The sequence below is a fragment of the Anseongella ginsenosidimutans genome, from assembly GCF_008033235.1.
GTDB classification, from domain to species: domain Bacteria; phylum Bacteroidota; class Bacteroidia; order Sphingobacteriales; family Sphingobacteriaceae; genus Anseongella; species Anseongella ginsenosidimutans.
Window position 1 is genome coordinate 1,937,431 of the sequence record NZ_CP042432.1, and the last position, 22,263, is coordinate 1,959,693.

Sequence of the window (22,263 nt, forward strand, 5' to 3'; positions counted from 1 at the left end):
TTATGGCTGAAATTGTTCCGAAACTTGCCTCGCTTGAAAAGAAGATTGGAAAGCTGATCGCTTATTGTGACGCACTGGAAGCGGAAAGAACAAATTTAAGAGAGCAGAACGAGGCGATGCAGCTTACCTTGAAAAAGCAGCAAACGGAACTGAAGGAGCAGGAAGAGAAGATCAGGGTCTTGAAGTTAGCGCGGTCAGTATCAGTGAATTCTGAGAAGACTATTGATATTAAGCAAAAAATTAACGAATTTGTGCGGGAAATAGATAAGTGTATTAACCTGTTAAATAGATAAAGGTTTTTAAGTGATAAATTAGCTTAATGGGAGAGATTTCCATAAAAATAAATATTGCTGACCGTGTGTATCCGTTGAAAGTGGAAATGCAGGAGGAGGAACAAATACGGAAAGCGGCCAAAAACATTAATGAACATATGCGATCGTTGCAGCAAGCGTATGATGTGCGCGATAAGCAGGACCTGTTGTCAATGAGCCTGCTGCATTATGCAACTACTGCGTTAAAATACGATGATAAAAAGATCATAGAGGACAACGGCTTATCCGAACAGCTAACCGTTCTCCATGACCGGCTGGATGCATATCTCTCTGACAAAAATGTTCTTTAACATAGCTAATGAATAAAGAATTTAACCGCAGTTAAGTTCTGTAGTGTCACTATTAAAAACCTAAGGCTTAAATATACAAAAGGCCATGGCAGGCTGTCTATGGGGAACCGGCAACGGATTCGCAGAAGCAGCCGCAGACCTTAATCTTTTGTAAAAGGTTTTCCAATACATGATGCTATAGGAGTTTAATTGCGGTTTTTTTTATTCAATAATTATGGATCAACTACTTTTATATATTCTTGCCGGCTTTCTTGCCGGTATTTTACTTGACCGCCTGTTGTTAAGGCGGATGTTCCGGAAACAGGAGATGCAGGCTAAGAACAAAGCCAAGCAAGCCCTGAAAGAAGCAGATGCGCAGGCCGAAATCCTTAAAAAGAACAAGCTGCTGGAAGCGAAGGAAAAGTTTCTCCAGCTAAAGGGGGAACATGAAAAGGAGCTGGCTTCAAGGAACCAGGGTATTGCACAGCGGGAGAACGCCCTGAAACAAAAGGAACAGTCTCTGAATCAAAAGCTGGAAAATAGCAGCAGAAAAGAGCAGGAACTGGAAACGCTGAAGCAGGGCCTCAATCGCCAGATGGAAGTTTTGGAAAAGAAAAAGACCGAAATTGAGGAAGTAAAGAACCAGCATGTACTGCAGCTGGAGAAAATATCCGGCCTTTCGGTGGAGGAGGCCAAAAGCCAGTTAGTGGAAGCCTTAAAGGATGAGGCCAAAACAAAGGCAATGGCTTCTATCAAAGATATCGTGGAAGAGGCCAGGCTCACCGCGTCCAAGGAAGCTAAGAAGATCGTGATCCAGACCATCCAGCGGACGGCAACCGAATCGGCTATTGAAAATACCGTTTCCGTATTTAATATTGAGAACGATGAAATTAAGGGCCGGGTGATCGGGCGTGAAGGCCGTAATATCCGTGCCCTGGAAGCTGCCACCGGCGTAGAGATCATCGTGGACGATACCCCCGAAGCGATTATTCTTTCCGGTTTTGATCCGGTACGGCGCGAGATTGCCCGCCTTTCCCTGCACCGCCTGATCACCGACGGCCGTATTCACCCGGCAAGGATCGAGGAAGTGGTGGCTAAAACCAAAAAGCAGCTTGAAGAAGAGATCGTTGAAATCGGTGAGCGGACGGTAATAGAACTGGGCATTCACGGGCTGCATCCGGAGCTTATCCGCATGGTGGGCCGCATGCGGTACCGTTCTTCCTACGGACAGAACCTGCTGCAGCACTCCCGTGAAGTGGCTAACCTTTGCGCAAGCATGGCTGCCGAACTGGGGCTCAATGTAAAACGAGCCAAGCGGGCAGGCCTCCTGCATGATATTGGAAAGGTGCCCGAGGATAATCCCGACCTGCCTCACGCTATTCTTGGAATGCAGCTGGCAGAAAAATACAAAGAACATCCCGAAGTCTGCAATGCGATAGGAGCGCATCATGACGAGGTTGAAATGACCAATATGATTTCGCCAGTGGTCCAGGTATGCGATGCTATCTCAGGCGCCCGTCCGGGGGCTCGCCGGGAAGTGGTGGAAAGCTACATTAAGCGTTTGAAGGAAATGGAAGACCTGGCACTCTCCTATGCAGGCGTTGAAAAAAGCTTTGCCATTCAGGCGGGCCGGGAATTGCGCGTAGTAGTTGAGAGCGAGCGGATTTCCGACCAGCAGGCCGAAATGCTGGCTTTTGATATTTCCAATCGTATTCAAAACGAAATGATCTATCCGGGCCAGGTCAAGGTAACCGTGATCCGGGAAACAAGGGCGGTATCTTACGCCAAGTAATTAACAATTGTCCAAACTCGACACATACCTGGAACGTTACGGCGAGCATCATCGCCACCCGGTGAATAAGACGATTCACTGGGTGGCCGTTCCCTTGATCATGTTCAGCCTGCTGGGGCTGATCTGGATGATCCCGTTTCCACCTGTTTCCACGTTTCTGAATTGGGCCAGCTTCGTAATTGCCTTTTCCATTTATTATTACTGGACCCTGTCCAAACCGATGGCGGTAGCAATGCTGCTGGTAGTGGGTGCAATGTCTTATTTTATCGTCCGGATCGAACTCACCGCCGAACAGCCGGCGCTGATCTTCGCTATTATTTTTGTAGCGGCGTGGATATTCCAGTTTGTTGGCCATAAAATAGAAGGTAAAAAGCCTTCTTTCCTCGAAGACCTGAAGTTCCTGCTGATAGGGCCGCTCTGGCTCCTGCACTTTGTGTTTAAAAAGCTGGGCCTTTCATACGAATAAGCGGCAGCTATCCCTGACTGCCTATTTCTCCTCCTGCTTATTTAATGATTACTTAATATTTCGGACGTCTTTGCCTAACATTCGATAGCCACCTTTGCAGCAAAAGCAAAAACTAAAAAAGTTTTATGATGGCTATGTTAAAAAATTACCTTTCAATGCTGGTACTCGGAGCATTAGTACTCGCATTACCTGCCTGTAATGACGACGACGATGGCTTTACTCCTCCGCCTTCCGGTGAAGCGCATCCCTTTGCGGAGGATGCCGCCGCAATAGCCGGCGATAAGGCCGTTATTCTTTATGAGCCTGTTACGGCCGATCGTACCTTGTCCAGCGACTCCGTATATTTCCTGGACGGTTTTGTATTTGTGAACAGCGGAACGCTTACCATTGAGCCCGGTACCGTGATCATGGCCTTTGAATCACCTTCTGCATGGGCGGAGAATGTCAATCCCGGGATCACCTCCAGTACACTCATTGTTACGCGGGAAGCCAAGATCAATGCCGTAGGCACAGAAGATGCCCCGATCATTTTTACTTCGGTTGAAGACCAGGAAGCACTAGACGGAACAGTTAACCTTACACCCACCAGTTCCGGCTTATGGTCAGGCCTTATTGTATTGGGCAAAGCACCCATTCATAAGGCCGGAGCCTCCGAAACAACTATTGAAGGTTTACCTAACGGGTTTAATAATACCTCAGGCGTTACTTACGGGGGAAATGACGCCGCGCATAGTTCCGGAAACCTTGAGTACGTATCCATCCGCTTTACCGGTTCTGAAACATCACCCGGCGAAGAGATACAGGGACTAACGCTGGGCGGCGTCGGAAGCGGGACCACCATTGAGAACATCGACATTTTTGTTTCCAGTGACGACGGTATCGAGATCTTTGGCGGTACCGTTAACATTAAAAATATCAGCGTCGTCTTTGCTGAAGATGACAGTTATGATTTCGACCTTGGCTGGAAAGGCTACGGACAATTTTTATTCGCCCTGCAGCGTGCTGACGCCGCGGATCACGGAGGAGAGTGGGACGGCGCGGATCCGGATGATGCGCCGCTTTATACGACTGCAAGAATTTATAATGCCACCTTTATCGGTAAAGGGGCAGCAGGGGAAGTAGAAGCCGGAAACGCTGCCATATTAATGCGCGAAGGCGGAGCCCTTTCGGTCTATAACAGTATTATTGCCGACTTTAACAGGAAAGGTATCCAGGTGGAAGACCTGGCCAAAGAAGGCGATGCTTTTGACCGGCTTGTTAACGAGGGCGAAAATGCCATTGGCAACAATCTTTGGTTTACCCTGCAATCCGGTTCCATGGATGACCTGGTACTGCCGACAGAAGAAGGCCGCGCCGATGACGGGGCCCAATTGACGGCGTACCTGAAGAATAACGCAAATGTATGGGCCGATCCTCAGCTGGGCGGCATTAGCCGGGACTTTGACAGTAAGGGCCTGGATCCACGCCCTGCAGCAGCGGAAGCGAAGGGCAATGTATTTGTTCCTTCCGAACCGGGAGTTAGCCCGGCTGCTTACAAGGGGGCGTTTGATCCCGCCGGGGAACTGTGGATTGCCGGCTGGTCGTCTCCCGCCAAATTCGGGATATTGAAATAGTGAACTTTTTGCAATAATTCAGGAAGGGGAGGCTTTGTTAAGTCTCCCCTTCTTACTTAATAATAAGTTAATCATTTATTAAAGAAGCGGTAAATCGGGACGCCTAGCTTTGCCTGCAAATTAAATTATCATGAATAAATGGATTTTGTTCTTGTTAGCGTTCGCAGGTTTTACTACCACTGCATATGCCCAGCAGGGCACACTTACGGGTGTGGTGGTGGACGGAGCTTCGGGTGAGACGCTGATTGGCGTTAACATAACAATACCGGAGGCAAATGCTGGCCTTGCAACAGACCTGGATGGTAAGTATAATATTCAACTGGCCCCGGGCACCTATACACTGGAAGCTTCTTTTATCGCTTATCAGACTAAGGTCATAAAGGAAATTGTCATTAAGACGGGAGAGGTCACCAGGGTTGATATTCCGCTCACCCAGGAAAGCCTGGAATTGCAGCAGGTGATCGTTACCGCCAGTTCCGTGGATAACAGCGAGGTTTCCATGCTGCGGCTACAGAAGAATTCGCTTTCTATCCAGGATGGAATATCTGCCCAGGAGATTAACAAGATCGGTTTCAGCAATTCGGCCGAGTCAATGAAAAGGATCACGGGCGCAGCCATTGAAGATGGAAAATTTATCGTGATGCGCGGACTCGCGGACCGCTACAGTATTGCCACGATGAACGGCGTGGTATTGCCAAGCACCACTCCCTACCGGAACAGCACCAGTATGGACCTGATCCCAAGCACCATGCTGGACAATATAGTGGTGAAAAAAACCTTTACGCCGGACCTTCCTGGGAATTTTACGGGCGGGGCGGTGGACATTTCCACAAAATCGCTTCCTGATGCATTTTACCTGAATATTGGACTCTCAGCCAGCTTTAACGATCAGACTACATTCAATGACAATTTCCTCAGGGATCCTGTGGAAGGCAAGTATGACTGGTTGGGTTATGACGACGGTTCCCGTAAAATACCGGATATTTTGCTGAATAATGAAATGCTCACCAGCCTGGGCGGGGCCATCAATGACATCAGGAGCAACCCGGAAGATCAGCAGCTGATCAATCGTTTTAACTCCACCATGCAAGCCCTGGCTGGCCGCGGATTCTCCGTTAACAGACATTCCCCGGGACTCAATAAGGGAATCAATTTTTCCGTGGGTAACCGGTTAAGGCTGAAGGACGGAAGGTCTCTGGGTTATAATTTAGGGATTAACTATAAACAGGATCATGCCCAGTATGATAACAGGGTGGTGAATAATTATACCGCCAGGATGGATTTTGACAACAGGATGGTCCCGTATCTTTTAAGTAATGGAACTGAGAGCGTTACAGGATCTAACCTGGGAGGAATTTTTTCCCTGGGATATCAGCTAAACAATAATAACCGGGTAAAGGCCAGCATCCTATATAATAACAGCGCCGATCAATCGGTACTTAATTTTGATGACGGCAGCATGCCGCAGCTGCTTTCCGGCTCGGATCTGCGTAACAGGGCCATCAGTTTCACCCGCCGGAGTTTATTGAATGCCCAGTTGCAGGGGGACCATGTAGCCGGGTTTTTAGGAGGCACAAAAGTGGAATGGTCAGGGAATTATATTGTCTCAAGGCAATACGAGCCCGATAAACGCCTGATCGCCGCTCCCGTATTCCCGGGAGGAACTTATAATTTTGTTGCGGAGATGTCTTTGCCTTTCCATTTTTTCCGGGATCTGCGGGATGAACAATATAGTGGAAAAATTGACCTGAGCAGCGGGCTTGAAAAAATCGACCTTAAATACGGGGCCTTTTTCAGCCGGAAAGAACGCGATTTTGAAGAACGCCGTTACCAGCTGAGTACTTCACGAACACCGGACGCTTCACAGTATGTTAGCTTTAGCGAGGCGAATGGCGATTATGAACGATTCTTCGCCGCCGGCAACACCGGTGTTCTGGGTGTAAGAGATGGAGAGGTGGAATTCGGGAATGCCTACCAGTACCAGACACCGCCTTCCAGCTTTTACGAAGGCCATGAACAAGTGGCCGCTGCCTACCTCATGAGTACCTTTGATATTACGGATAAGCTGAAAACGGTACTCGGAGCCCGGGTTGAATTTACTGATATTGCAGTGGGCATTAAATCAGGCGCCGGGGAAAAGGGTACAATCAATACGGTGGACGTGCTGCCTTCCCTGAATTTTATCTATGCATTGAACGATAGAAGTAATTTGCGTTTAAGCGGAACCAGGACCCTTGCCCGGCCGAATATGCGGGAACTGGCTCCTTTTAGCTCCTTTGAGTTATCGGGAGCATTTGCGGAAGTGGGGAATCCCGGATTAAAACGTACCAATATTACCAACCTGGACTTCCGGTATGAACTATTCCCGCGGCCTTCTGAGCTTTTCGCACTTAGCCTGTTCTATAAGAATTTTGAGAACCCTATCATCAAGGAGCTTTCGGCCACCTCAAGCAGCCCTGTGTACCAGTACGTGAATACAGGGACGGCAAAGCTGATGGGGGTAGAGGTGGAATTAAGGCAAAAGCTTGATTTCATTAGCCTGGCGTTGGAAAAATTCAATATCGGAGCCAATTTTTCCTATATCTATTCAAGAGTGGACATGCGTCCTGAAGAATACGAGATTCGTAAGAATGTTGATCCTGATATTAAGGACTGGCGGCCTTTTGCAGCGCAGTCGCCATACATAGCAAATCTGATACTTTCTTATGATAACCCCGAAAAAGGCTGGCAAAGTACGGTTTTTGCCAATATGTTCGGCCCCCGGTTATTTGCTAACGGACGGGGAGCGGCGCCGGACACTTACGAGATGTATGGAAGGATCAATGATAAAGCTAATAACCGGATCACCAGCAATTTCCCCCTTCCGGAATTGAATTACCGGCTTAGGAAAAGCTTTGCCAATAGCTTTTCGGTGGCCCTGACGATCAACAATATCCTGGATTACAGCGTAGTCCGCTACCAGGAACATAACGGTATCTATTATACGAATGACGTCTTCAATCCGGGCCGCACATTCCAGCTTTCGCTGGGATATGAAATCAGATAATCTTAATCAATCCTAAAGCGCCGTAGCACCAGCGCGCGGCGCTTTAGTTAAAGCTAAGAATGGCGAGTACAGATCCGACGATCGCCAGAAACTGAACTACCCCTACAACATAGATAGTTTGATTAATGTCGTTTCTTGTCGAATTAATCTTCTCGACAAGTTCGATTTTGTCATTTTTGTTGAGAAAAAAGTCCTTGTAATGCATAAAGAATGTTTCCTGTTTCCGGCCGTTATGGAAATATTTCAAGTACAATCCTAAAACTACAGGGAATATATGGAAATTTAACCACCGGGATTTTTTATATTTACCAGGCACCTGTACTTCATCTACCATGAGGCGGTATTTGCGAATATTATTTACTTTTTCCAGAAAGGAGCTGAACGGCATGCTGGTATTGTTCAGCCTGTTGGCCCTGCTGCTGGCTGCAAGGTTGCTAACGGACTGGCTGGTTCCCCGGCCTGAGGTTGACTTTTCTGCGTTCCAACGACAGGTTGCATTGCTTCAGGTGCCTGATTCTTTATCAGACCGCATCAGCGGGCCTGAGCGATCTTTTGATCGTTCGGAAAAGGCTGCTGCGCGGCTGCCGGAAGAAAGCCGGGCCCGGAACGAAACGGCGTTCCCGGGGGCGGGCTTAACCGCAAAGAATTCTGTCTCTTTACCAAACCAGGTATCCCCTGATAAGGCCCGGTTATTCCCTTTTGATCCAAATACCGCAAAAAGAGCGGACTTACTGCAACTGGGGCTAAGGCCCCGGATAGCAGATATACTTTTAAAATACCGGGAGGCCGGAGGGGAGTTTCGTGCCAGGGAAGACCTTAAAAAGATTTATGGACTTAAACAGGCGGTTTATCTGAAGCTTCTGCCATATATACGAATAAGAGAAGGCAGGTTTAGTGGTGGTGTTCCGCCGGATAAAACAGCGCGCGCTGGCCGGCCCCGCTGCACGGAACTGGAGATCAACAGCGCCGATTCCACCGCTCTGCTCCCTTTGCCCGGGATTGGCCCGGTGCTTTCGGCAAGGATTGTCCGGTACCGGGAACGGCTGGGAGGGTTTCATTCGCCGGAGCAGCTGCTGGAGGTATATGGCATGGACACAGCCAGCTTCCACAGTTTTAAAAATTGCCTGCGGGCGGATAGTTCAGGCCTGAGAAAGATAAACCTTAACGAAGCCGGCTACCAGGAATTGAGACGCCTTCCTTACTGGTCGGCTGCGGAGATCAATGTGGTGCTGAATTACCGGGAACAGCATGGCCCGTTTGCGGAAATAACAGCTCTTTATAATATTCGGGCCCTGGAAGAACAGACAATTCAAAAAGTTATGCCATATTTGAGTTTGGAATAAAATTTCTTCAGCCATGCTCGGGGAAAAAATAAAGTCAGCCATACGTGACGTCCCCGGCTTTCCTAAGCCGGGTATTATCTTTAAAGACATTACGCCCATTCTGAAGGATGCCGTCCTCTGTGAGTCAATTACTGCTGCATTCGCAGAAAAAGTGAGCGAACTCCGTGCGGACGTCCTTTGCGGAGTAGAAAGCAGGGGCTTCCTTTTTGGAATGCTGCTGGCCCAGCGTTTAAGAATACCCTTTGTGCCTGTCCGAAAAGAGGGAAAGCTTCCTTACCGCACCTTAAAACAGGCCTATGACCTGGAATATGGACGGTCGACGGTTGAGATGCATGAAGATGCTGTTTTGCCGGGACAGCGGGTGCTGGTACACGATGATCTGCTGGCCACCGGCGGAACCATTACGGCTGTCAGTGAGATGATCGGCCGGGCCGGCGGACAAGTGGCCGGTTATTGTTTTCTCCTTGAACTCGGCTTTTTAAATGGAAGGGCACGGCTGGCTCCTTATTCAGAAAACATCTATAGTTTGACTGTCTATGAATAACTGGGCCGGGATAGCCATGCGGAGCAACAGGCCGCAGCGCTGGCTGGCGTTCAGAATGATCAATAAACCAATCAAAAAATAAAATGGATGAAGTTTTCACGAATATTCCGGATTTTGAAATGACGGAAGACCAGCGGATGGTACAACAGATGGTAAATGACTTTGCTGAAAAACACATCCGCCCCCATATGATGGAATGGGATGAGCAGCAATTCTTTCCGGTTGATCTTTTTAAGGAAATGGGCGGCATGGGCCTGATGGGCGTGCTGATCCCGCAATCATACGGCGGAAGCGGTTTGGGTTACCATGAATATGTGTCGGTCATCAGCGGGGTTGCCAGGGTATGCGGGGGGATCGGTCTTTCATTGGCGGCACATAATTCCCTTTGCAGCGGGCATATCCTGTTGTTCGGAGACGAGGCGCAAAAAAATAAATGGCTCCCCCGCCTTGCAACCGGGGAATGGATAGGCGCCTGGGCCCTTACGGAAGCGGGCACGGGCTCCGATGCCCTGAATATGAGTACGACTGCCGTCCGGCAGGGAGACCAGTACCTGATCAACGGTACGAAAAACTGGATCACGCATGGAAAATCGGGAGATCTGGCAGTTGTGATGGCAAGGACGGGAGAGAGGGGGAAGTCAAACGGGATCAGTGCCTTTGTGATCGAAAAGGGAACCCCGGGTTTCGGTCATGGAAAAAAGGAGAATAAGCTGGGCATGAGGGCCTCTGAAACTGCAGAGCTGATCCTGGATAATTGCCTTGTGCCGGCGGAGAACCTTCTTGGAAAAGAAGGGGACGGATTCCGGCAGGCCATGAAGGTGCTGGACGGAGGACGCATTTCCATCGCCGCTCTTTCCCTGGGTATTGCACGGGGAGCCTTTGAAGCTGCGCTAAAATATTCCAAAGAAAGGCATCAATTCGGAAAGCCCATATCCGACTTCCAGGCGATTTCCTTTAAACTAGCCGATATGGCAACTTCTATTGAAGCAGCGGCCCTGCTGGTCCATCAGGCGGCCGACATAAAGAACAGAGGAGAACAGGTAACGCGGCAGGCTGCTATGGCAAAATATTTCGCCTCCGAGGTGGCCGTAAAGGTTGCCACGGAAGCTGTTCAAATCTTTGGCGGGTATGGTTATACGAAGGATTATCCCGCGGAAAAATATTACCGGGATGCCAAACTCTGCACCATCGGTGAAGGTACGTCTGAAATCCAGAAGATAGTAATAGCCAGGGAAGTGCTGTCCGGGTACCCTGGTCAGCAAACCGGGAAAGCGATATGAAAGGGCTCATCGGGAGACTTTTTTTTCGCAGGTCGGGGAAGGAACCGCAGCGGGTCGCACTGGTCCTTTCCGGCGGGGGCGCAAGGGCCTGGGCTCATATCGGTTTGTTAAAAGCCCTTGAAGAGGAAGGTATTTATCCGGAAGTTGTTTCCGGCGTGAGTGCAGGGGCTATTGTGGGCGCCATGTACGCGAGCGGGCGCTCCGCAGATGAAACGCTGGAGATTGTTCAAAAAACGGACATGTTCAAGATATTGCGGAAAGGTTTATTTTCTTTTATGGCGGGCGCCTTTTCAAGTCTCGGGCATTTGCAGCAGCAGCTGGAAGTGTTTCTTCCTGATAATTCCTTCGGTTCCCTGCAAAGAAAACTCTTTATTACCACCGTTAATTTGAATACCGGAAGGGTGGAAATATTCGATTCGGGAGAACTTCATAAACCTATCATGGCCTCCTGCGCAGTACCCCTGCTGTTCGCGCCGGTGAAAATGGGGGAGTATTTGTATGCGGATGGCGGGGTCCTGAATAACCTGCCGGTGGAGCCGCTCCTTGGCCAGGGGTACAAGATCATCGGAAGCAACGTGGTATCGCCTTCGCTCAATATGCGGCTCGACGGTTTTCGTTCGGTTAGTATGCGAAGTTTTGAACTGGTTTCCTATAAGGGAATAGAAGACAAGGCCGGGTTATGCGACGTTATGCTTACTTATGAAGGCCTGGAAAACTACAATATATTCCGGTTTGCAGCTGCCCGGCAAATTGTGGACCTGGGATATAAATCAGCCAGGAAACAAATGGACCTGCTGCTGGCAAAATTGAAATAGAATTAAATGATCCAAAACCTTGTGAATGACAGATCCTTTACGTACTTTTGCCCTCCCTCATGAAAGGAGGTATTTTGAGATGATCGTTATTAATGTAAAAGACGGTGAAAGTATTGACCGGGCGCTGAAGCGCTTCAAGAAAAAGTTTGAAAAAACGGGCGTTTTACGCGAGTTACGTAACCGTCAGGCTTTTGAAAAGAAATCTGTAGCGCGCAGGAATGCTGTTAAGCGTGCGGTTTACCGCCAGCAACTGCAGTCAGAAACTGTATAAGTTCGACTACTTTATATTAAAATAGTCGTATATTCACAAAGAGTATACGACTATTTTATTTTTGATGCATACAGAACGCTTTTACCGGTATTTACAGTTTGAAAAACGCTTTTCGCAGCATACGCTTCTTGCCTATAAAATCGATCTGAAGTCCTTTGCCGGCTTCCTCCGGCATCAGTATGAGATAAATGAATTAAGCGACGCCAGCCCAGACATGATCAGATCCTGGCTGGTCAGCCTCCTCGAAGAAGGGCGCAGCGATACGACCATCGCCCGAAAACTTTCCGTACTCCGCACTTATTTCCGGTTCCTGTTGAAAGAAGGGAATATCCCGGTAAATCCAACCGTTAATATTCGTGCCCCGAAAATAAAGAAGCGCTTGCCCGTATTTGTGGAAGAAAGCCGAATGAACCTTCTTCAGGATCTGTTGCCCCTGGACAAGAGCTTTCCGGGCCTCCGGGATAAACTGGTCATTGAAACGTTTTACCAGACCGGGATCAGGCTGGCCGAACTGATCGGGCTCAGGGAAGAAGATGTGGATATTTACAGCGGCCGGATACGGGTATTCGGAAAACGGCGGAAGGAGAGACTGGTCCCTTTTAATAATGCCTACGGAGAGTTGATCCGGGAATACCTGCAACTGAAAAAGCTTGAAGATTTTGACAACAATCCGGAGGTCTTATTCGTTAAAAATAATGGAGAGAAGCTTAGCCCGCGTTTTGTATATACGTTAGTAAGAAAATACCTGGAAATGACGGAAACTCCCGGAAAAAAAAGCCCGCATGTACTTCGACATACCTTTGCAACACATCTGCTTGATCATGGAGCTGACCTGAATGCCGTAAAGGAGTTGCTTGGGCATGCCAGTCTGGCTGCCACAGAAGTTTACACCCATAATTCCACAGAGCGACTGAAAAAAGCCTGGAAGCAGGCTCATCCCAGAGGATAAATTTTAAACAAGGAGGAAATATGAGAATGACAGTTCAATCGATCCATTTCAATGCCGACAAGAAATTGTTGAACCTCATTGAAAAAAAAGTAAAGAAACTGGACACATTTTGCGACCGGGTAATCAATGGCCTGGTGTACCTGCGTTTGGAAAAAGCAGACGATTCAGCCAACAAAATCACCGAGATCAAACTCAATCTCCCCGGAAGCACCTTATTTGTGAAGGAACAGTGCCGAAGTTTTGAGGAAGCAACTGACCTTGCGGTTGAAACAATGTGTAAGCAACTGAAGAAGCATAACAGGAGAATAAAAAATCATGTAAAGGAACCTGCCAAAGAGGTGATCAGTACTTTGGTCCAGGAGCAGGAATATTAAATTTTTGTTAAAGAAAGGGGCCGCGCCATCCGGTATGCGGCCCCTTTCTTTTTGCGGTGAAAGCCCCGCGCGGAAGAGCCCCGGAACCCTTCTTAATTCTCCCGATAAATATTTCAATTTAATTTTGCGGGAATATAAAAATTCGTACATTTGCAATCCCTTTGGAAAAGCACTTGTTTTGGCTTTTTTCAAAGGGTTGTTCTTTAAAAAAGATGCCGGCTTTCTTGTTTGAGGATAAACTCGCGATGTTTTACAAAAGCGGGGCAGAGCCGTTAATAAGCCTCCTTAGCTCAGCTGGTAGAGCAACTGACTTGTAATCAGTAGGTCGCTGGTTCGATCCCGGCAGGGGGCTCATCCTGATTCAGGAAAACGTGATTCAGGGCTCAGATTTTTGAACAATAAAAAGGGGAGATTCCAGAGCGGTCAAATGGGGCAGACTGTAAATCTGCTGCTTCGGCTTCGTAGGTTCGAATCCTGCTCTCCCCACGGAAGTTTTTCCGGTTCCAGCCGTTGCCAGCCGTATAAAGGACAACACGGTTAGATAGCCGGCGGCCCCTGCAGGATAGCGGCAGGCCCGGATGAAAGAACGGAATACCGGCATAAGAAACAAAAAAAGCGGGAGTAGCTCAGTTGGTAGAGCGACAGCCTTCCAAGCTGTAGGTCGCGGGTTCGAGCCTCGTCTCCCGCTCAGATAGTTTAAGGTTTAAAGTTCAAGGTTTAAAATGCGAAGCTTTGAACTTTAAACTGTAAAAGCCGTTGTAGCTCAGCCGGTAGAGCACTTCCTTGGTAAGGAAGAGGTCACGGGTTCAAGTCCCGTCAATGGCTCCAAAATAGAGGGACAAAGAATTTATATAAATAACCCACTACAATTACAATAAACATGGCAAAAGAAAAATTTGACCGTTCCAAACCACACGTAAATATTGGTACAATCGGTCACGTTGACCACGGAAAAACGACGCTGACGGCCGCTATTACAAAAGTACTGTCAGACGAAGGATTGTCCGAAGCACGTTCATTCGATTCTATTGACGCTGCTCCAGAAGAAAAAGAGCGCGGGATCACCATTAATACTTCCCACGTGGAGTATACCACTGCCAACCGTCACTATGCACACGTTGACTGCCCCGGCCATGCCGACTACGTGAAAAACATGGTTACAGGTGCTGCGCAGATGGACGGTGCAATTCTTGTAGTTGCCGCTACCGATGGTCCTATGCCGCAAACCCGTGAGCACATCCTGCTTGCACGCCAGGTGGGTGTTCCCCGTATCGTTGTATTCATGAATAAATGCGATATGGTGGACGATCCCGAACTGCTGGATCTCGTGGAAATGGAAATCAGGGAATTATTGTCATTCTATGAATTTGACGGTGATAATACGCCGATCATTCGCGGTTCCGCTCTTGGAGCATTGAACGGTGATGCCCAGTGGGTGAAGACTGTTACTGAACTCATGACGCAGGTTGACGAATTTATTCCGATTCCTCCGAGGCTGACAGAACTTCCTTTCCTGATGCCGGTTGAAGACGTATTCTCTATCACCGGTCGTGGTACGGTTGCAACCGGCCGTATTGAAAGAGGTCAGATCAACACCAGCGACCAGGTAGACATTATCGGAATGGGCGCTGAAAACCTGAAATCAACGGTAACAGGGGTGGAAATGTTCCGCAAGATCCTTGATTACGGTGAAGCAGGCGATAACGTAGGACTGTTGCTGCGCGGTATTGAAAAAACCGATATCCGTCGCGGGATGGTTATCTGCAAGCCCGGTTCGGTAACACCCCATACAGAATTCAAGGCAGAGGTTTACGTGCTTTCGAAAAACGAAGGCGGACGCCATACTCCTTTCTTCAACAAGTATCGTCCCCAGTTCTATTTCAGGACCACGGACGTAACCGGAGAGATCACCCTTGAACAAGGTGTGGAAATGGTAATGCCCGGCGATAACGTGACTATTAACGTGAAGCTGATCGCACCGGTAGCTATGGAAAAGGGGCTGCGCTTTGCGATTCGCGAAGGCGGACGTACAGTAGGTGCAGGCCAGGTAACTGAGATCACGAAGTAAATTCGTTTAAGATAAATTGGCTTTGGCTGTGGTTTTTCCCGGCCAAAGCTAATTTTTTAATACGTTCTGCATTGCCGCAAGTGCAGAATCAGTTGAAACGGGTGTAGTTCAATGGTAGAATAGCGGTCTCCAAAACCGTTGATCTTGGTTCGAATCCAGGCACCCGTGCTTACAGAATTGAGTAACGGATCTAAAAATAAAAGATGAGTAAGATCATTTCATATATTAAGGAGTCGCGTAACGAGCTGTTACATAAAGTTACCTGGCCTACCCTGCGGGAATTGCAAAGCAGTTCCGTGGTGGTGCTGGTGGCATCGCTGATCATTGCACTGATCGTATTTGCCATGGACTCTGTTTTTGAGAATCTCATCAAGTTATTTTACGGGATCAATTAAACAGCCGGGAAAATGAGTGATCAATTAAAGTGGTATGTAGTCAGGGCTGTAAGCGGGAAAGAAAAGAAGGTCAAGCAATACATTGAGTCGGAAATTAACCGCATGGGCCTCAACCACCTGGTCCCGCAGGTTTTAATTCCTATGGAAAAGTATTTCCAGATGCGGGAAGGGAAAAAGATCGCCAAAGAAAGGAACTTCTACCCCGGATACGTACTTATTGAAGCCCAGCTGGACGGAGAACTGACGGATACCATCAAGAATGTTCCCAGCGTAATCGGCTTTTTGGGCGAGCAGGGCAACCCGGTACCTTTGCGCGAGTCGGAGGTGAACCGGATCCTGGGCAAGGTAGACGAGATGTCCGCCAAAGGTGAAGCCATGAACTTTAACTTTTACGTGGGTGAGAGTGTGAAGGTAATGGACGGGCCCTTTAACGGGTTTAACGGCGTTATTGAAGAGGTGAATGAAGAGAAGAAGAAGCTCAAGGTAATGGTGAAGATCTTTGGACGGCGCACCCCACTTGAGCTGAATTACATGCAGGTAGAAAAGGACTAAGTTCCTGAAAGCCTGAAAAGGAATATGAGCTCTTAGAATTATAGATTGTTACATTTTCATTGCTTCCATCACAAAAATCACAATTAACAAACAATGGCAAAGGATATAGCTGGGTACGTTAAATTACAGGTAAAGGGAGGCCAGGCCAATCCTTCACCTCCCGTGGGACCCGCGTTGGGTGCCAAGGGGGTGAATATTATGGAGTTCTGCAAGCAGTTCAATGCCAGGACCCAGGATCAGCAAGGCAAGGTACTTCCTGTTGTAATTACCGTTTATTCCGATAAATCATTCGAGTTTGTCATCAAAACCCCTCCGGTAGCAGTACAGTTGAAAGACGCCTGCAAACTGAAGAGCGGTTCAGCAGAACCTAACCGTAAAAGGGTGGGTTCCGTATCCTGGGACCAGGTGCGCACCATTGCTGAAGACAAAATGCCTGACCTCAACGCCTTTACGGTAGAGTCGGCAATGCGGATGGTGGCCGGAACGGCGCGTAGTATGGGAATCACCGTGAACGGTGAAGCTCCCTGGAACAATTAATAAATAAAAAGAAGTGGCAAAGTTAACCAAGAATCGCAAGAATGCGATGGCCAAATTAGAGGCAGGCAAAGTATACTCATTGTCTGAAGCAACGGCTTTGGTGCGGGATATCACGACGACGAAGTTTGACGCTTCGGTTGACCTGGACGTACGTCTGGGAGTGGATCCCCGCAAAGCTAATCAGATGGTGCGTGGAACTGCCGTTTTACCTCATGGAACCGGCAAGTCAATTCGGGTGCTGGTACTCTGCACTCCGGATAAGGAGCAGGAGGCCAAAGACGCCGGGGCTGACCATGTTGGATTGGATGAGTACATCCAGAAGATCGAACAAGGATGGACCGATGTGGATATCGTGATCACTATGCCCTCCTGCATGGCAAAAGTCGGGAAACTCGGTCGCATATTGGGACCCCGTAACCTGATGCCCAACCCAAAAACCGGAACGGTTACTAATGAGGTTGGGAAAGCTATCCAGGATGTAAAAGGCGGTAAGATCGATTTCAAGGTCGACAAGACCGGTATCATCCACACTTCTGTTGGAAAGGTTTCTTTCACTCCCGAGAAGCTTTACGAAAATGCGCTGGAAGTTATCCAGACCATTTCCCGTCTGAAGCCCTCCTCTGCGAAGGGAACATATTTCAAGAGCGTTTATTTGTCAAGTACCATGAGTGCCGGTATAGCCATTGAAACTAAAACAATCGCGGGGATCTAAACATGAGGAAAGAAGATAAACAGCAGATTGTTGATGACCTGACCGGATTGATCAGGTCGTACAACGGGTTTTACATTACCGACACCTCAGCGCTTACTGTTTCGCAGATCAATGTGATCCGCCGCAAAGCTTTCCAAAAAGGTATTAAAGTACAGGTGGCAAAGAACACCCTGATACGTAAGGCCATGGAAGCGGTTGGCACGGACTATGCCGGGTTATATGATGTGTTAAAGGGATCATCCACTTTGTTGTTCTCTGAAACCGCCAATCTTCCGGCAAAGCTGATCAAGGAACTGCGCAAGACAGGAGACAAACCGGTTCTCAAGGGCGCCTACGTGGAAGAGTCGTTTTTCATCGGAGATAACCAGCTGGAGCAGCTGGCATCGCTGAAGTCGAAGAACGAACTTATCGCCGATGTGGTTGCCCTGCTTCAGTCACCTGCCCGGAATGTGGTATCTGCCCTTCAATCGGGTGGCGGCAAGCTGGCTGGTATTGTAAAGACCTTATCTGAAAGAGGCGAGTAGGAACCGCCGTAAAATGTTCCTGAATTAAAACAATTTTGTAAAATTTTTCTTTAAAATTCATAAGATGGCAGATTTGAAAACGTTTGCTGAACAGTTGGTAAACTTAACAGTAAAAGAAGTTAATGAGCTTGCTCAGATACTGAAGGATGAGTATGGCATCGAGCCTGCTGCAGCAGCTGTGGCTGTTGCCGGTCCTGCGGCCGGCGGTGAGGCAGCCGCTGCCGAAGAAAAGACGTCATTTGACGTAGTACTTACCGAAGCCGGCGGAGCTAAGCTGGCCGTGGTAAAATTGGTAAAGGATCTTACCGGACTTGGTTTGAAAGAAGCCAAGGAACTGGTAGACGGTGCGCCTAAAGCTGTTAAAGAAGGTGTAAGCAAAGAAGAAGCTGAATCACTTAAATCACAGCTTGAAGAAGCCGGTGCAAAGGTTGAAGTTAAGTAACGAAAAGTCTTAACATAAAAACAGGCAAGACCCTTCATCCGGAGGGTCTATGCCTGTTTATACCCATCGCTATGATTAGCATAGCTGTATGATCCAAGTGTTCAACTAAAACAATAGTTCATTGGCAACTCAAAACAAAAATGTAGATAGGGTTAATTTTGCCAAAAGCAGGCATATAATTGATTACCCTGATTTTCTGGATGTGCAGATGCAATCCTTCCAGCAGTTTTTCCAGCTGGAAACTACGTCTGACAACCGTTCGAAGGAAGGATTATACAAGGTTTTTAGTGAGAATTTTCCGATCACGGACTCGAGGAACATCTACGTACTCGAGTTCCTGGATTATTATATAGATCCGCCGCGGTACAGCATTCCTGAATGTATCGATCGCGGGCTGACCTACAGCGTTCCCCTGAAAGCCAAGCTGCGGCTTTCCTGTAACGATGAGGATCATGAAGATTTCGAGACCATCGTACAGGACGTGTACCTGGGAACTATTCCTTACATGACCCCCAAGGGAACGTTCGTAATCAACGGGGCGGAGCGTGTCATCGTTTCACAGCTTCACCGCTCACCCGGCGTATTCTTCGGCCAGAGCCGCCATACGAACGGGACCAAGCTGTATTCAGCCAGGGTGATCCCTTTTAAAGGGTCCTGGATCGAGTTCGCCACCGACGTGAACAACGTCATGTACGCCTATATTGACCGGAAAAAGAAATTCCCGGTAACCACATTATTGCGTGCAATCGGCTATGACTCCGATAAAAATATTCTGGAGCTATTTGACCTTGCCGATGAGGTGAAGGTTAGCAAGTCCGGTCTTAAGAAGCAGGTAGGGCGGAAGCTTGCCGCCCGCGTGCTGAGGAAATGGGTGGAGGATTTTGTGGATGAAGACACCGGCGAAGTAGTTTCCATTGACCGTAACGAGGTAATCCTCGAGCGGGAAACCATTCTTGAAGAAGAACACATTGATCTCATTACCGATGCGGGGGTAAAAAGCATCATCCTTTCCAAGGACGACGCCACCACCGCCGAGTATGCGATCATTTATAATACATTACAAAAGGATACTTCCAATTCCGAAAAGGAAGCGGTAGAACATATTTACCGGCAGCTCCGGAATGCGGAACCGCCCGATGAAGAAACCGCAAGAGGAATTATCGAGCGCCTTTTCTTTTCCGACAAGCGTTATGATCTTGGCGATGTGGGCCGTTACCGGATCAACCGGAAACTGAACCTGGACACGCCTGAAGATGTAAAAGTGCTTACCAAAGCGGATATCATCGCCATTGTGAAATACCTGATCAAGCTGATCAATTCCAAGGCAGAGGTGGATGATATCGATCACCTGAGCAACCGGCGCGTGCGTACCGTAGGCGAGCAGCTTTACGCGCAGTTTGGCGTAGGCCTGGCCCGTATGGCGCGCACGATCAGAGAAAGGATGAATATCCGTGACAACGAGGTATTCACGCCTACAGACCTGATCAATGCCCGTACGCTTTCGTCGGTCATCAATTCCTTCTTCGGCACCAACCAGCTGTCCCAGTTCATGGACCAGACCAATCCCCTGGCGGAGATCACGCATAAAAGGCGTTTATCTGCTTTGGGACCCGGCGGTCTTTCCAGGGAACGGGCGGGTTTCGAGGTGCGTGACGTGCATTATACCCACTACGGGCGTTTATGTACTATTGAGACGCCGGAAGGACCGAATATCGGCCTTATCTCCTCTCTTTGCGTCCATGCGAAGATCAATAACCTCGGCTTCATTGAAACTCCTTACCTGAAAGTAGATGACGGCCGGGTAAAGGTGGAAGACGCGGTGATCTATATGAGCGCGGAAGACGAGGACCGGAAGGTAATCGCCCAGGCAAATGCACCGATTGACGAAAAAGGAAATTTTGTTAATCCCCGCGTGAAGGCCCGGTACGAAGGAGACTTCCCGGTTATTGAACCGGAAAAGATCCAGCTGATGGACGTGGCGCCAAACCAGATCACTTCCATCGCTGCTTCCCTGATCCCCTTCCTGGAGCATGACGATGCCAACCGTGCGCTCATGGGATCGAACATGCAGCGGCAGGCAGTGCCCTTGCTTCGCCCCGAGGCGCCCGTAGTAGGCACCGGACTGGAAGGCCGCGTTGCACGTGATTCCAGGGCGCTGATCAATGCAGAAGGCGAAGGTGTGGTGGAATATGTGGATGCGGAAAAGATCATCATCCGTTATGACCGTACCGACGAGCAGCGGCTGGTTTCTTTCGTGGACGATACCAAGACCTATGTGCTGACCAAGTTCAAGAAGACCAACCAGAATACCTGTATAAACCTGAAGCCCATTGTAAAGAAGGGGCAGCGCGTTACAAAAGGACAGGTAATGAGCGAGGGCTATGCTACCCAGAACGGGGAACTGGCCCTTGGACGTAACCTGAAGGTTGCCTTCATGCCCTGGCAGGGTTTCAACTTCGAAGATGCGATCGTAATTTCGGAGCGGGTGGTACGCGAAGACATCTTTACTTCCATCCATATCGAAGAGTTTGAGCTGGAGGTGAGGGATACCAAACGCGGAGAGGAAGAATTCACATCCGACATCCCCAACGTGAGCGAAGAAGCCACGAAGGACCTGGATGAATACGGTGTGATCCGTATCGGAGCAGAAGTAAACGAAGGAGATATCCTGATCGGCAAGATCACCCCTAAAGGGGAAACGGATCCCTCGCCGGAGGAGAAACTGTTGCGCGCTATTTTCGGCGACAAGGCAGGCGACGTAAAGGATGCCTCGTTAAAGGCTTCTCCGTCCATCAAGGGAGTGGTTATCGATACGAAACTTTTCTCCCGGGCGAAGAAAACAAATAAGGCCGAAGAAAAGAGCCAGCTGGACAAGCTGGAGGAAGAGCATCAGAATAACCTCAAAGCCCTGAAAGGCGTCCTGGTTGACAAGCTGTTCCAGCTGGTCAACGGAAAGACGTCCCAGGGTGTATATAACAGCCATAAGGAGCTGCTGATACCGAAAGGGGCCAAATTTACCCAGAAGATGCTGCATGATCTGAATTATGACAGCATCAATCCGCTCAAATGGACTACTGACGAAGATAAGAACGAGTTAATTAAGCAGCTGTTGCATAATTACAACATTAATCTGAACGAGGAAGTAGGACGTTACCGGCGGGAAAAATTCACGATCAGCGTAGGTGACGAGCTGCCTTCCGGTATCGTACAAATGGCCAAAGTTTATATCGCCAAGAAGCGGAAGCTGAAAGTAGGCGATAAGATGGCCGGCCGCCACGGGAACAAAGGGATCGTAGCCAGGATCGTGCGTGAAGAAGACATGCCTTTCCTGGAAGACGGAACCCCTGTGGACATTGTACTCAACCCGCTTGGCGTACCTTCCCGTATGAACCTCGGGCAGATCTACGAAACCGTACTCGGCTGGGCCGGACAGGTACTGGGCGTCAATTTTGCCACGCCTATCTTTGACGGCGCCGAACATGACGAAGTGGAAGGATGGATCCATAAGGCAAAACTTCCCGAAGCCGGCCGTACCTACCTGCATGACGGGCTTTCCGGGGAACGTTTCCACCAGCCAACCACCGTCGGTATCATTTATATGATGAAGCTGGGCCACATGGTAGACGACAAAATGCACGCCCGTTCCATCGGGCCGTATTCACTCATCACCCAGCAGCCGCTGGGAGGTAAGGCGCAGTTCGGCGGGCAGCGTTTCGGGGAAATGGAAGTATGGGCGCTGGAAGCCTTCGGAGCTTCCAACATCCTGCAGGAAGTACTTACTGTGAAGTCCGACGATGTGATTGGCCGCGCCAAGACCTACGAAGCCATTGTGAAGGGTGAAAACCTTCCTACGGCAGGCGTACCGGAATCCTTCAACGTACTGATCCATGAACTCCGCGGTTTAGGGCTGGATATTACATTAGATTAAGGTTATAATTT

At 48.8% G+C, this 22,263-nt stretch carries 21 protein-coding genes and 5 tRNA genes; all 26 read left to right on the forward strand.

Going from position 1 to position 22,263, the window contains the following annotated elements:
- Nucleotides 1-2: 2 nt before the first annotated feature.
- The 26 genes from FRZ59_RS08185 to rpoB all read left to right on the forward strand — a co-directional run bounded on the left by FRZ59_RS08185 (nt 3) and on the right by rpoB (nt 22,252).
- The gene (locus FRZ59_RS08185) at nt 3-293 is read left to right on the forward strand and encodes a hypothetical protein (RefSeq protein WP_132129433.1); all 291 of its coding nucleotides are present in this window, start codon (nt 3-5) and stop codon (nt 291-293) included.
- Between the two features lie 26 nt (nt 294-319).
- On the forward strand, nt 320-622 hold the full coding sequence (locus FRZ59_RS08190) for a cell division protein ZapA (RefSeq protein WP_132129434.1): 303 nt from the start codon (nt 320-322) through the stop codon (nt 620-622).
- Nucleotides 623-836: 214 nt separating this feature from the next.
- Nucleotides 837-2,393 (forward strand): ribonuclease Y, encoded by a 1,557-nt coding sequence (rny, locus tag FRZ59_RS08195; RefSeq protein WP_132129435.1) that lies wholly within the window; start codon nt 837-839, stop codon nt 2,391-2,393.
- A 7-nt stretch (nt 2,394-2,400) separates the two neighbouring features.
- Nucleotides 2,401-2,859: an Mpo1 family 2-hydroxy fatty acid dioxygenase gene (locus FRZ59_RS08200; protein ID WP_132129436.1), complete on the forward strand. Its 459-nt coding sequence runs from the start codon at nt 2,401-2,403 to the stop codon at nt 2,857-2,859.
- Between the two features lie 134 nt (nt 2,860-2,993).
- Entirely contained in the window at nt 2,994-4,472 is a 1,479-nt protein-coding gene (locus FRZ59_RS08205) for a T9SS C-terminal target domain-containing protein (protein ID WP_132129437.1), read from the forward strand.
- A gap of 130 nt (nt 4,473-4,602) precedes the next feature.
- Nucleotides 4,603-7,518: a TonB-dependent receptor gene (locus FRZ59_RS08210; RefSeq protein WP_132129438.1), complete on the forward strand. Its 2,916-nt coding sequence runs from the start codon at nt 4,603-4,605 to the stop codon at nt 7,516-7,518.
- Between the two features lie 332 nt (nt 7,519-7,850).
- On the forward strand, nt 7,851-8,861 hold the full coding sequence (locus FRZ59_RS08215) for a ComEA family DNA-binding protein (RefSeq protein ID WP_132129439.1): 1,011 nt from the start codon (nt 7,851-7,853) through the stop codon (nt 8,859-8,861).
- Between the two features lie 13 nt (nt 8,862-8,874).
- Complete coding sequence (locus tag FRZ59_RS08220) at nt 8,875-9,405, forward strand: adenine phosphoribosyltransferase (RefSeq protein WP_132129440.1); 531 nt, start codon at nt 8,875-8,877, stop codon at nt 9,403-9,405.
- 83 nt (nt 9,406-9,488) lie between these two features.
- Nucleotides 9,489-10,685 carry an acyl-CoA dehydrogenase family protein gene (locus FRZ59_RS08225; protein WP_207910293.1) on the forward strand — a complete coding sequence of 399 codons (1,197 nt, stop codon included), beginning with the start codon at nt 9,489-9,491 and terminating at the stop codon, nt 10,683-10,685.
- A complete protein-coding gene (locus tag FRZ59_RS08230) occupies nt 10,682-11,500 on the forward strand; it encodes a patatin-like phospholipase family protein (protein WP_132129441.1) in 819 nt (272 codons plus the stop codon). The genes FRZ59_RS08225 and FRZ59_RS08230 overlap by 4 nt, the downstream gene beginning before the upstream one ends.
- A gap of 79 nt (nt 11,501-11,579) precedes the next feature.
- A complete protein-coding gene (gene rpsU / locus FRZ59_RS08235) occupies nt 11,580-11,771 on the forward strand; it encodes a 30S ribosomal protein S21 (protein ID WP_132129483.1) in 192 nt (63 codons plus the stop codon).
- A 64-nt stretch (nt 11,772-11,835) separates the two neighbouring features.
- On the forward strand, nt 11,836-12,720 hold the full coding sequence (locus tag FRZ59_RS08240) for a tyrosine-type recombinase/integrase (RefSeq protein ID WP_132129442.1): 885 nt from the start codon (nt 11,836-11,838) through the stop codon (nt 12,718-12,720).
- Between the two features lie 20 nt (nt 12,721-12,740).
- Complete coding sequence (locus FRZ59_RS08245; protein WP_132129443.1) at nt 12,741-13,094, forward strand: HPF/RaiA family ribosome-associated protein; 354 nt, start codon at nt 12,741-12,743, stop codon at nt 13,092-13,094.
- Between the two features lie 279 nt (nt 13,095-13,373).
- Nucleotides 13,374-13,446: transfer RNA gene (locus tag FRZ59_RS08250), tRNA-Thr, on the forward strand.
- Between the two features lie 53 nt (nt 13,447-13,499).
- Nucleotides 13,500-13,580: transfer RNA gene (locus tag FRZ59_RS08255), tRNA-Tyr, on the forward strand.
- Nucleotides 13,581-13,709: 129 nt separating this feature from the next.
- Nucleotides 13,710-13,782, forward strand: a tRNA-Gly gene (locus FRZ59_RS08260).
- Between the two features lie 64 nt (nt 13,783-13,846).
- Nucleotides 13,847-13,922, forward strand: a tRNA-Thr gene (locus tag FRZ59_RS08265).
- 52 nt (nt 13,923-13,974) lie between these two features.
- Nucleotides 13,975-15,162: an elongation factor Tu gene (gene tuf, locus FRZ59_RS08270; RefSeq protein ID WP_132129444.1), complete on the forward strand. Its 1,188-nt coding sequence runs from the start codon at nt 13,975-13,977 to the stop codon at nt 15,160-15,162.
- Nucleotides 15,163-15,259: 97 nt separating this feature from the next.
- Nucleotides 15,260-15,330 (forward strand) — tRNA-Trp (locus FRZ59_RS08275).
- A gap of 35 nt (nt 15,331-15,365) precedes the next feature.
- Nucleotides 15,366-15,557 carry a preprotein translocase subunit SecE gene (gene secE, locus FRZ59_RS08280; protein ID WP_132129445.1) on the forward strand — a complete coding sequence of 64 codons (192 nt, stop codon included), beginning with the start codon at nt 15,366-15,368 and terminating at the stop codon, nt 15,555-15,557.
- Nucleotides 15,558-15,569: 12 nt separating this feature from the next.
- Entirely contained in the window at nt 15,570-16,109 is a 540-nt protein-coding gene (gene nusG, locus FRZ59_RS08285; RefSeq protein WP_132129446.1) for a transcription termination/antitermination protein NusG, read from the forward strand.
- 93 nt (nt 16,110-16,202) lie between these two features.
- Nucleotides 16,203-16,646: a 50S ribosomal protein L11 gene (gene rplK / locus FRZ59_RS08290; RefSeq protein ID WP_132129447.1), complete on the forward strand. Its 444-nt coding sequence runs from the start codon at nt 16,203-16,205 to the stop codon at nt 16,644-16,646.
- 13 nt (nt 16,647-16,659) lie between these two features.
- Complete coding sequence (rplA, locus tag FRZ59_RS08295) at nt 16,660-17,358, forward strand: 50S ribosomal protein L1 (protein WP_132129448.1); 699 nt, start codon at nt 16,660-16,662, stop codon at nt 17,356-17,358.
- 2 nt (nt 17,359-17,360) lie between these two features.
- Nucleotides 17,361-17,882, forward strand: a complete 522-nt coding sequence (gene rplJ, locus FRZ59_RS08300; RefSeq protein WP_132129449.1) for a 50S ribosomal protein L10 — start codon at nt 17,361-17,363, stop codon at nt 17,880-17,882.
- Nucleotides 17,883-17,946: 64 nt separating this feature from the next.
- Entirely contained in the window at nt 17,947-18,324 is a 378-nt protein-coding gene (gene rplL, locus FRZ59_RS08305; protein WP_132129450.1) for a 50S ribosomal protein L7/L12, read from the forward strand.
- A 121-nt stretch (nt 18,325-18,445) separates the two neighbouring features.
- Nucleotides 18,446-22,252, forward strand: coding sequence for a DNA-directed RNA polymerase subunit beta (gene rpoB / locus FRZ59_RS08310; protein WP_132129451.1), 3,807 nt, complete (start codon nt 18,446-18,448; stop codon nt 22,250-22,252).
- The last annotated feature ends 11 nt before the right edge of the window (nt 22,253-22,263 follow it).